This window comes from Micromonospora sp. DT43, assembly GCF_049841645.1.
GTDB lineage: Bacteria > Actinomycetota > Actinomycetes > Mycobacteriales > Micromonosporaceae > Micromonospora.
Genome location: NZ_JBNCKR010000018.1, coordinates 111,225 through 121,852 on the forward strand (window position 1 = coordinate 111,225; position 10,628 = coordinate 121,852).

The following is a 10,628-nucleotide window of genomic DNA, read 5'->3' on the forward strand; positions in this document are numbered from 1 at the left end:
TGATCACCGGGGTGGGTAGGGGCCCCGGGGTGGGGTGGGGGTGGGGGTGGGGGTGGGGGTGGGGGATGAGCGGGTGAAGTTGGTGACACTCGGTGGGTTGGGGTGGTCGGTTGGCGTTTTTTGTGGCAATCCTGGGGAGCATGGCCGCCTCTCGCTCGCCGCTGTCGCGGCTGCTCACCGTGTTGCTCGCCGGCGTGCTGGCAGGGCTCGCCCTGGCCGTCGCCGCGCTCCCGGGCAACCTGCTGGTCGGGTTCGCCGCGCGTGCCGCGATCGGGTCGTACGCCGCGTTGCCGGCCTCGCTGAAGACACCGGCCACCCCGCAGCGCTCGTACCTCTACGCCAACGACGGCAAGACGCTGCTCACCACGTTCTACGACGTGAACCGCACCGACGTCGCGCTGGCGGACGTCGCCCCGGTGATGCGGCAGGCGATCGTGGCGGCCGAGGACCGGCGGTTCTACGACCACGGCGGCGCGGACCTGCGGGGCCTGGCCCGAGCGCTGGTCGCCAACGTCAAGGGCGGCGGCACCGAGCAGGGCGGTTCCACGCTGACGATGCAGTACGTCCGCAACGTCCTCAAGACCGACCCCACCCGCACGCCGGAGGAGCGCGCCGCCGCCACCGACCCCACCGTCGGGCGCAAGCTCCAGGAGATCCGGTACGCGGGCGCGCTGGACAAGAGCCTCGGTAAGGACGAAATCCTCAACCGGTACCTGAACATCGCCTACTTCGGCGCGGGGGCGTACGGGATCGCGGCGGCCAGCCAGCGTTACTTCGGCACGGCGCCGGCGAAGCTGACCCTGGCCCAGTCGGCGTTGCTCGCCGGCCTGGTGCAGTCCCCGGACGCGTACAGCCCGATCGGTGGCGACAAGGACGAGGCGCTGGCCCGTCGGTCGTACGTGCTGGACTCGATGGTCGCCACCGGCGCGGTCACCGCCGCGCAGGCCGCGCAGGCGAAGGCCGAGCCGCTGGCCCTGCACCCGACCGCGCAGCCCAACGGCTGCACCGCCGTCGCCCAGGGCCACGACGACTGGGGCTACTTCTGTGACTACCTGCGCCAGTGGTGGCTGACCCAACCGGCCTTCGGCGCCACTGCCGCCGAGCGCGAGCAGGCCCTGCGCTCGGGCGGCTACACGGTCGTCACCTCGCTGGACCCGAAGGTCCAGGCCACCGCGCAACAGCAGGCCACCAAGGTGTACGGCTACGACAACAAGCGCGCCCTGCCGATCGCGGCCGTGCAGCCGGGCACCGGGCGGGTGCTGGCGATGGCGGTCAACAGGCACTACAGCCTGGCCGACAACCCGGCCGGGCAGCCGAACTACCCGAACACCGTCAACCCGTTGATCTCCGGTGGGGCCAGTGTCGACGGGTACCAGGCGGGTTCGACGTTCAAGCTGTTCACCATGCTCGCCGCGCTGGAGTCGGGCCGTACTCTCTCCACCGGCTTCGACGCGCCCGCCAAGCTACCCACCCGGTACGCCGCCGAGGGCCCGGGCAGTTGCGACGGGCACTGGTGCCCGGCGAACGCCAACCCGGACTGGATGGACGGGTACCGGATGATGTGGGACGGCTTCGGTCGTTCCGTGAACACCTACTTCGTCTGGCTGGCCGAGCAGGTCGGCCAGGACAAGGTGGTGCAGATGGCGCAGCGGCTCGGCATCACCTTCCGCGCCGACTCGGACGCCTCCTTCGCCAAGAACAACGCCGCCAACTGGGGTTCCTTCACTCTCGGCGTGGCGGCCACCACTCCGTTGGACCTGGCGAACGCGTATGCCACGGTGGCTGCCGAAGGCACCTACTGCTCGCCGGTGCCGGTGGTCTCGGTGACCGACGCGAACGGCGCGAAGGTGCCGGTCGGGCAGCCGTCCTGCAAGAAGGTCCTCGACGCCGACGTCGCCCGTGCCGCGACCGACGCCGCTCGGTGCCCGGTGGGCCAGCAGTCGGCGTTCGGGCAGTGCAATGGCGGCACCGCCACCGGCGTGAACGACATCCTCGGCGGGCGGCCGGTGGCCGGTAAGACGGGCAGTTCGGAGGAGAACGCCACCGAGACGTTCGTCGGCTTCACCCCGCAGGTGGCAGTTGCCGGCATCGCCGCCAACCCGGACGACCCGGCCGACTCGGTGGGCTCGGCGGTGCAGAGCAAGGTGATCGACGCGGTCGCCCGAGTCATCGCCACGGCGGTGAAGGGTCAGCCGGAGAAGGCGTTCGCCGCGCCGAGCAAGGAGCTGGCCGGCGAGCCGCACCGCCCGGTGGAGCGCCCGACCGTCCCCGAGCGTCAGCAGCAGCCCGCTCAGGATCCGCGTTCGGCCCTGCAACGCTGGCTCGACCGTCGGGGCTGATCCCGGATTCAGTGGCGGCCCGGTCCACCTCGGGCCGGGCCGCCGTGCTCTTTCCGCAGGTCCGCTGGCGGGCGTCGCGCACTCCGAGGTCACTGCCGTGCCTGGCGGTGACCTCGGAGTGCGACTCGACCGGGCCCGATCTCAGCCGTTGGTGGAGGCTGCCGCGATGGCGGCGCGCACCTGCTGGGCGAAACCGGCGACGGTGAAGTCCGGGGCCAGGCTGTCGACCAGGATGATGTCCGAGACCGCGTTGTTCGTCCGCAGCGGCAGGATCGCCCGGTATTCGGGCGAGTTGTACCAGTTCTCGGCGTCCGCGCGGGTGGGGAACTCCATCAGGACGACGGAGCCGGGCCAGGCGCCCTCGACCACGTCCACGTCACCCTGGGCGAGCCACTTGCCGCCGTACGGGCGCACGGTCGCCTCGACCTGCTCCAGGTACGACAGCCCCGCCTCGTTCGGGATGCCGCCGGGGATGCGCAGGTGATTGATCAGGTAGGTGCTCATGGGGATCTCCAGTCCTCGTGCTTTAGATGACGCTCGTAATCTAACCGAGCCTCGCCGTTGCGGCAAGTTTTGGATTAGGGTCGTCCTCTATGATCGAGGAGTCGAGTGGTGAGCACGTGAGGGAGGAAGCGCGATGGGCAGAACGTCACGTGCCGAAGCGGCAAGGCACCGCGAGGAGGTGGTGGCCGTCACCTCACGGCTACTGCGTGAACGCGGCGCGGCGGGCATGAGTGTGCAGGACCTCATGGGTGCCGCCGGACTGACCCACGGAGGCTTCTACAAGCATTTCAGCTCCAAGGACGAGTTGCTGGGCATTGCCGCCACGACGGCGTTCGGTGAACTCCTGGCCCTGCTGGACCAGTTCTCCGACGACCTACCCGACCGGTCGGAAGCGCGAAGCGCGCTGCTGCGGCACTACCTGTCACCCGAGCATCGCGACACACCCGGCACGGGATGTGCCAACACCGCGTTGGCCGCCGACGCCGCCCGGGCATCCGCCGACAGCCCGCTCCGCACGTCGTACGCGCTGGGTCTTCAGGAGACCGTCAAGCGCATGACGGACCTCGCGGAGGCGCCCGGCCGAGACGGGACCGAGGCCCGCCGGCGGGCGCTCGTCGACCTCGCCACGATGGTCGGTGCGCTCACGCTGGCCCGCGCGACGGGTCAGACGCCCCTGTCGGAGGAGATCCTCCAGAGCGCGCAGGAAGCCCTGTCGAGCCCGGCCAGCGACCGGCGGGGCTGACCCGCGACGCGACGGCGCCTCCCCACCGCAGGGTGGGGAGGCGCCATCGGGTCGTCTACTTCTTGTTCTTCAACTGGTCGAAGTCGACCACCTGGCCCTCCGGCGGCGCCTTCACGTCGTCGAAGGTCGCGCCGAACTCGCTGAACGTGATCTGACCGGGTGAGTCCTGGTTGCCTTCAATCCGCATCGGGTACGGCTCGCCGGTGGTGGCGATGTAGAGCATGCCGCTCTTGTCGCCGTCGACGAGGCCGATGGTCTTGACGCCGTCGATCTCCTTGGCTTCGCCCTTGGTCATGGTGCCGTCCGGCTTGAGCAGCTTGTCGATGTTGGCGACGTCGAACAGCTGGGAGAAGTCGTCCTTGGCGGACACCTTGGCCCACTTGTCGCCCATCAGCTTCACGATCTCGTCCGACGCCTGGGCGCCGGCGTTCTTGGCCCAGAACTTCTCGTCCGGCCGGATGTACTGCTGCCCGGCGACGGAGAGCAGGTCCACGCTGCCCTCGTCCGTGGACACCCGGCCACCCAGGTCGCTGCCGGTCACCTTGAAGTCCAGGGTCATCTTCTGGCCGTCATTGTCGATGTCGCCCACCAGGTGGTACGACTTCGCGTTCCGCACGGCAGTCGTGGCGCGCTGCACGGCCTCGTTCGGCGCGAGCGCCGCGACACCGTTGTCGACGGGTGCCGTCGACTCCGGCTTCCCGTCGTCCCCGCCACCCCCGCAGCCGCTCAGCAGGGCCGCCACCACAAACGCGAGCACACTTCCTCGGACTGTCGTCGATCTCATCGTCAGCTCCCTTGTGCCACCCCCCGTGGGTGAGCGGACAGGCAGGTACCCGCGATTGATCTCGGGCAATCCTTCGATCTGTCCGTCGCCGCAGGCGCAGGGCTCCTCTCGCGACGTCGCGGTCAGCCCTTGCGGCGGCGGGGGCGGTAGCTGGCGATCGTCGCGGGCAGGCCACGGCGGATGATGCCGGCCCAGTCGGTGTCGCCGCGGAGCACCGCCGCCGCCGTCTTGCGGGCCTGCTCGACGGTGAAGTGCGGCGGCAGCATCAGCTCGGCCGGATCGACAAGCGCGTTGATGACGACCGGCCGGTCGGCGGCCAGCGCCCGCTCCCAGACGCCGGGCACCTGCTCGGGAGCGTCGACCAGCTCCCCGTGCAGCCCGAGCACCTCGGCCCACTTGTGGTAGCCGATGTCCGGCAGTTGCTGGCTGTCCGGGAACATCGGCGTCCCCTCGCTGGAACGCTGTTCCCAGCTGACGAACGCCAGGTCCCTGTTGTTGAGCACCAGCACCACGAACCGCGGGTCGGCCCAGCCGCGCCAGTACTTCGCCACGGTGATCAGCTCGTTGACGCCGTTCATCTGCATGGCCCCGTCGCCGATCATCGCGATCAGCGGCCGGTCCGGGTGGGCGAACTTGGCGCTCAGCGCGTACGGCATGGCACCGCCCATCGACAACAGCGTCCCGGACAGGCTGGACAGCATCCCGGGTCGGACCTGCACGTGGCGGGCGTACCAGGCGGTCGCGGTGCCGCAGTCCACGGCGAGCATCGCGTCGTCGGGGAGCCTGTCGCTGAGCGTGGTGAACAGCAGTTGCGGGTTCACCGGGTCGGCGGTCTGCGCGGCCAGGTCGCGCTGGGCGCGTCGCCACGCCGAGGTGGCCTCGGCGATCTCCGCCCGCCAGGCGGTCGGGCCCGGGCCGGGGCCCAGCTCGTCCAGCAACGCCCGCAGAGTGGGTCGGGCGTCGCCGGTCAGGTTCACCTCGGTCGGGTAGCGCAGCCCGAGCTGCGTGCCGTCCAGGTCGATCTGCACCGCGCGAGCCTGCCCGGGTGGCGGGTAGAACTCCGAGTACGGCATGTTGCTGCCCACGATCAGCAACCGGTCGCAGCCGCTCATCAGCTGCCAGCTCGGCCGGGTGCCGAGCAGCCCGATCGCGCCTGTCACCCACGGCTCGCGGTGGTCGACGACTGTGAAGCCGAGCAGCGCGGTGGACACCCCGGCGCCGAGCCGGTGGGCGATCTCGCGGACCTCGTCCTCGGCGCCGAGTGCGCCCTGCCCGACAAGCATGGCCACCTTCTCGCCGCCGCGCAGCACCTCGGCGGCGCGGCGCAGGTCGGCCTGCGGCGGCACGGTAGGCGTGCTGCTCGGCACGTTGCTGGTGTGGTAGTAGCCGTGTGCGTGCGGCGGGTCCGGGATGGCCGGCTCGTCCTGCAGGTCCGACGGGAGGACCAGGGCGGTGACGGTACGCCGGGCCAGCGCCGTGCGGCACGCCCGGTCGACGAGGTGACGCACCTGCGCCGGGTGGTCGAGCTGGGCCAGGAATGCCGAGGCCACGTCCTTGTAGAGGGCGAGGAGATCTACCTCCTGGTAGTAGCCGCCACCCTCGGCGGTGACCGCGGTGTGCCCGACCAGGGCGACCACCGGCTGGTGGTCGAGTTTGGCGTCGTACAGGCCGTTGAGCAGGTGGATGGCTCCGGGCCCGCTGGTCACGAGCGCGCAGCCCAGCGGCCCGCCGCCGTACTTGACGTGCGCGGAGGCGGCGAAGCCCGCGGTTTCCTCGTGCCGTACCTGGACGAACTGGGCGCGCTCGTGCGTGCGTTGCAGGGCGGAGGTGATGCCGTTGATGCCGTCGCCGGGATAGCCGAAGTAGCGGCGTACGCCCCAGCTCGCCAGGCGGGAGACGATGTGGTCCGCGACGGTAGGACGTCGGGGCAGGGCGCCCTCTTCGCCCGGTGCCGTGTGCTCTGCGCTCACCTGGCTGGTCCTTCCCGTCGAGTCCGGTGCTGCACCGGTCGTTCCCCTTCCTGACCGGACAAAACACCCCCTCGGACGGGCGTCCGGGGTGAGGGTCGGCCGTCCGGCAGAATCGTCGGGTGCCCGTCCACCAGATCACCGACCCCGACGACGACCGGATCGCCGACTACCGCGCGCTCACCGACGTCGAGCTGCGCACCCGCTGGGAACCTCCGCACGGCCTGTTCATCGCCGAGGGCGAGCTGGTGCTGCGCCGAGCGCTGCGCGCCGGCTACCCGGCCCGGTCGTACCTCGTCGACGCCAAGCGCGTCGACCAGCTCGCCGACCTGGACACCGGCGACGCGCCCGTCTACGCCGCCACCCAGGACGTGCTGCAGCGGGCCACCGGTTTCCACGTACACCGGGGGGTGCTGGCGTCGTTCCACCGCCGTTCGCTGCCGACGGCGGCCGAGGTGCTCGCCGCCGCGCGCCGGGTGGTGATCCTGGAGGACGTCAACAACCACACGAACCTCGGCGCGATCTTCCGGGGCGCCGCCGCGCTGGGCGTCGATGCCGTGCTGCTGTCGCCGTCCTGCGCCGATCCGCTCTACCGGCGCAGCGTCCGGGTCAGCATGGGCGAGGTCTTCGCGATGCCGTACGCGAAGTTGGAGCGCTGGCCCGCCGGCCTCGACGAGGTGCGGGACGCGGGCTTCACAGTGCTCGCCATGACGCCGGCGCCGGACGCCGTGCCCATTCAGCGGTTGACCCCGGCGCAGCGGGCGCGGGCGGCGTTGCTGCTCGGCGCCGAGGGTCCCGGTCTCACCGCGGCGGCGCAGGCGGCCAGCGACGTGCGGGTGGTCGTCCCGATGCGGCGTGGCGTGGACTCGTTGAACGTCGCCGCCGCGGCGGCGGTGGCGTTCTGGGAACTGGGTCGCGACGATCCGCTTGCATGACCATGCGTCTTGTTGAATAATCTTCCCCGTGTCCAAGGTTCTCACCTCCCTGCCCATCGGCGAACGTGTCGGCATCGCCTTCTCCGGCGGCCTCGACACCTCTGTCGCGGTCGCGTGGATGCGCGACAAGGGCGCCGTCCCCTGCGCCTACACCGCCGACATCGGCCAGTACGACGAGCCCGACATCGGCTCGGTGCCCGGCCGTGCGCTCAGCTACGGCGCCGAGGTCGCCCGGCTGGTCGACTGCCGCGCCGCCCTGGTCGAGGAGGGGCTGGCGGCGCTGACCTGCGGCGCCTTCCACATCCGCTCGGGCGGGCGGGCGTACTTCAACACCACCCCGCTGGGCCGGGCGGTGACCGGGACCCTGCTGGTGCGGGCGATGATCTCCGACGACGTCCAGATCTGGGGCGACGGCTCGACCTTCAAGGGCAACGACATCGAGCGGTTCTACCGCTACGGCCTGCTGGCCAACCCGATGCTGCGCATCTACAAGCCGTGGCTCGACACCGACTTCGTCACCGAACTGGGTGGCCGCAAGGAGATGTCGGAGTGGCTGCTGGAGCGCGACCTGCCGTACCGGGACAGCACCGAGAAGGCCTACTCCACCGACGCCAACATCTGGGGCGCGACGCACGAGGCGAAGACGCTTGAGCACCTCGACACCGGCATCGAGACGGTCAGCCCGATCATGGGCGTCCGTTTCTGGGATCCGTCGGTGGAGATCCCGACCGAGGACGTCACCATCGGCTTCGACCAGGGCCGCCCGGTGACGATCAACGGCAAGGAGTTCGGCAGCCCCGTCGACCTGGTGCTGGAGGCCAACGCCATCGGCGGCCGGCACGGCCTGGGCATGTCCGACCAGATCGAGAACCGGATCATCGAGGCCAAGAGCCGGGGCATCTACGAGGCGCCCGGCATGGCGCTGCTGCACGCCGCGTACGAGCGGCTGGTCAACGCCATCCACAACGAGGACACCCTGGCCAACTACCACAGCGAGGGCCGCCGCCTCGGCCGCCTGATGTACGAGGGTCGCTGGCTCGACCCGCAGGCGCTGATGCTGCGCGAGTCGTTGCAGCGCTGGGTCGGCACGGCCGTCACCGGCGAGGTGACGCTGCGGCTGCGCCGGGGCGAGGACTACTCGATCCTGGACACGACCGGCCCCGCGTTCAGCTACCACCCGGACAAGCTGTCGATGGAGCGTACCGAGGACTCGGCGTTCGGCCCGTCCGACCGCATCGGCCAGCTCACCATGCGCAACCTGGACATCGCCGACTCGCGGGCGAAGCTGGAGCAGTACGCCTCCCTCGGCATGGTCGGCGGCGCGGCGCCCCAGCGGATGATCGGCGCCGCGCAGGCTGCCTCGACCGGGTTGATCGGCGCGATGCCCGAGGGCGGCGCGGAGGCCATCGCCTCCCGGGGTGTCACGTCCGCCGCCGACGAGGCACTCGACCGCGCCGCCATGGAGTTCGGCGTCGACTGACCGCCCGGCACGTCGAGGTCCGGGGTCACGGACGGTAACGTGTCGGCCGTGTTCCCTACCGTCCGTGAGGTCCTTGCCCTGGACCCCGTCCGCCACGGCGCTCCACGCGTGGTGGCCGGGGACGCCGGGCTGGACCGGCCGGTCCGCTGGGTGCACGTCGCCGAGGTGCCCGACATCGCCACCCTGCTGGGCGGCGGCGAGTTGGTGCTCACCACGGGCATCGGGCTGCCGGCCGACGACGCGGGTCTGCGCGCGTTCATCGGCGACCTCGCCGACGTCGGCGTCTCCGGGCTCGTCGTCGAGCTGGGCCGCCGCTACGTCAGCGGCGTGCCCCGGGTGATGATCGCCGCCGCCGAGCGGCGCGGCCTGCCCCTGGTCGAGCTGCGCCGGGCCACCCCGTTCGTGCGGATCACCGAGGCGGTGCACGCGCTGATCGTCGACGCGCAGCTCACCGAGCTGCGGGCCGCCGAGGAGATCCACCAGCGGTTCACCGAGCTCTCCGTCGAGGGTGCCGACGCGGCCGAGGTGATCCGGCAGGCGGCCGAGCTGTCCGGGTGCCCCGTCGTGCTGGAGAACCTGTCCCGGCAGGTCCTCGGGTACGACCCGGCGGGGGAGAGCGCCGAGCTGCTGCTGGACGGCTGGGAACAGCACTCGCGGCGGATCCGGCCGGCCGGGCGCACCGCGTACGACCCGGACAGCGGCTGGCTGGTGACTGTCGTCGGCGCCCGGGGGCAGGACTGGGGGCGACTGCTGCTGCGCTGGCCGGCCGGCGGGGACGCGTCAAGCGCCCGGGCCGGCGAGCCGGCAGTCGCCCCACCGACCCGGCTCACCATCCTCATCGAGCGGGCCGCGTCCACCCTCGCGCTGGGCCGGTTGATCCGCCGCGACGCCGAAGGGCTGGAACGGCAGCTCCACCGCACCCTGCTCACGGCATTGCTCGACCACTCCCGACCTGTCGACGAGGTGGCGCTGCGGGCCAAGGCGCTCGGCGTGGCGCTGGACCGGCGGCACCTCGTCGGCGTGATGGTCCGCCAGCGGGCCGACGACCCCGCCGGAGAGGGCGGCCCCGAGGCCGGCCAGGCCCGGCTGCGGGACCTGTCCGAGGCCGTCGGCCAGGCACTGCGGGAGGCCAAGCTCACCGCGCTGACCAGCGCGGTCGACGACAACTCGGTGGGCGCGCTGCTGGCGCTGCCCGACCCGGCCGCCGAGGACCGCGCGCTGTCCGCGTTCGCCCACGCGCTTCGTCGGGTACGCCTCGACGCCGGCACCGGCCGCGCGGCAGCCGGCGACTTCTCGCGTGGTGGTGTCCCGGGCGCGGTGATCGTGGCCGCCGGGTCCGGTGTGAGTAATCTGCGCGAGGCGCGGCGGTCGCTCGTCGAGGCGCGGCAGGTCGCCGAAGCGGCCCGGCGGGACCGGCGGGCCCTGCCGATCTTCCGGCTGCCGCACGTCGGCCTCGCGGGGCTGCTGCACCTGCTGCGCGACGAGCCCCGGCTGCAGACCTTCGTGGAGCGCGAACTCGGCCCGCTGCTGCAGTACGACGCCCAGCACCCCCGGGAGCGGCTCCTCGACACCCTCCGCGCGTACCTGGAGCAGGGGCGCAACAAGTCCGCCGGCGCCGCGGCCGCCCACCTGTCCCGCCCGGCCTTCTACGAGCGCCTGGCCCGCATCGCCCGCATCCTCGACGTGGACCTCGACTCGGTAGAGGCAAGCCTCTCCCTACACGTGGCCCTACTGGCCCTGGAAGCAGTAAGAACCCCCTAACCCCCACCCCCGGCTGGTTGATCATGAAGTTATTGCCATGACACGCCGCTTGGGGTCAAGGGGTGAGTGCAATCGTTAGGCGGCGATGAGGTGGTCCAGGCGTTCGGCTGGGGTTG

The 10,628-nt window shown here is 71.5% G+C and carries 8 protein-coding genes; 5 read left to right on the forward strand and 3 right to left on the reverse strand.

Annotated elements, in window-relative coordinates; all coding sequences use genetic code 11:
- Nucleotides 1–140 precede the first annotated feature (140 nt).
- Nucleotides 141–2,339 (forward strand): transglycosylase domain-containing protein, encoded by a 2,199-nt coding sequence (locus ACLQ26_RS30100; protein ID WP_425747724.1) that lies wholly within the window; start codon nt 141–143, stop codon nt 2,337–2,339.
- Nucleotides 2,340–2,480: 141 nt separating this feature from the next.
- Here the strand turns inward: ACLQ26_RS30100 and ACLQ26_RS30105 are convergent, their stop codons facing one another.
- A complete protein-coding gene (locus tag ACLQ26_RS30105; RefSeq protein WP_425747725.1) occupies nt 2,481–2,843 on the reverse strand; it encodes a DUF1330 domain-containing protein in 363 nt (120 codons plus the stop codon).
- A 133-nt stretch (nt 2,844–2,976) separates the two neighbouring features.
- Here ACLQ26_RS30105 and ACLQ26_RS30110 point away from each other — a divergent pair, with 133 nt between their 5' ends.
- Nucleotides 2,977–3,585: a TetR/AcrR family transcriptional regulator gene (locus ACLQ26_RS30110; RefSeq protein ID WP_425747726.1), complete on the forward strand. Its 609-nt coding sequence runs from the start codon at nt 2,977–2,979 to the stop codon at nt 3,583–3,585.
- Nucleotides 3,586–3,640: 55 nt separating this feature from the next.
- Here ACLQ26_RS30110 and ACLQ26_RS30115 read toward each other — a convergent pair whose 3' ends face one another.
- Nucleotides 3,641–4,369: a hypothetical protein gene (locus ACLQ26_RS30115; RefSeq protein ID WP_425747727.1), complete on the reverse strand. Its 729-nt coding sequence runs from the start codon at nt 4,367–4,369 to the stop codon at nt 3,641–3,643.
- A 122-nt stretch (nt 4,370–4,491) separates the two neighbouring features.
- Nucleotides 4,492–6,339 (reverse strand): thiamine pyrophosphate-requiring protein, encoded by a 1,848-nt coding sequence (locus ACLQ26_RS30120; RefSeq protein ID WP_425747728.1) that lies wholly within the window; start codon nt 6,337–6,339, stop codon nt 4,492–4,494.
- A gap of 119 nt (nt 6,340–6,458) precedes the next feature.
- Here ACLQ26_RS30120 and ACLQ26_RS30125 point away from each other — a divergent pair, with 119 nt between their 5' ends.
- From ACLQ26_RS30125 to ACLQ26_RS30135, 3 genes are read left to right on the forward strand one after another with little or no spacing between them, the layout of a single operon-like run.
- Nucleotides 6,459–7,271: a TrmH family RNA methyltransferase gene (locus ACLQ26_RS30125; protein ID WP_393297189.1), complete on the forward strand. Its 813-nt coding sequence runs from the start codon at nt 6,459–6,461 to the stop codon at nt 7,269–7,271.
- 28 nt (nt 7,272–7,299) lie between these two features.
- Nucleotides 7,300–8,751: an argininosuccinate synthase gene (gene argG, locus ACLQ26_RS30130; RefSeq protein WP_425747729.1), complete on the forward strand. Its 1,452-nt coding sequence runs from the start codon at nt 7,300–7,302 to the stop codon at nt 8,749–8,751.
- A gap of 39 nt (nt 8,752–8,790) precedes the next feature.
- Entirely contained in the window at nt 8,791–10,512 is a 1,722-nt protein-coding gene (locus tag ACLQ26_RS30135) for a PucR family transcriptional regulator (protein WP_425747730.1), read from the forward strand.
- Nucleotides 10,513–10,628: the final 116 nt, after the last annotated feature.

Bases quoted from the DNA above. Each gene is read 5' to 3' on its own strand.
- ACLQ26_RS30115 (WP_425747727.1), bottom strand. From the start codon at position 4,369: ATGAGATCGACGACAGTCCGAGGAAGTGTGCTCGCGTTTGTGGTGGCG.
- ACLQ26_RS30100 (WP_425747724.1), top strand. From the start codon at position 141: ATGGCCGCCTCTCGCTCGCCGCTGTCGCGGCTGCTCACCGTGTTGCTC.
- ACLQ26_RS30105 (WP_425747725.1), bottom strand. From the start codon at position 2,843: ATGAGCACCTACCTGATCAATCACCTGCGCATCCCCGGCGGCATCCCG.
- ACLQ26_RS30110 (WP_425747726.1), top strand. From the start codon at position 2,977: ATGGGCAGAACGTCACGTGCCGAAGCGGCAAGGCACCGCGAGGAGGTG.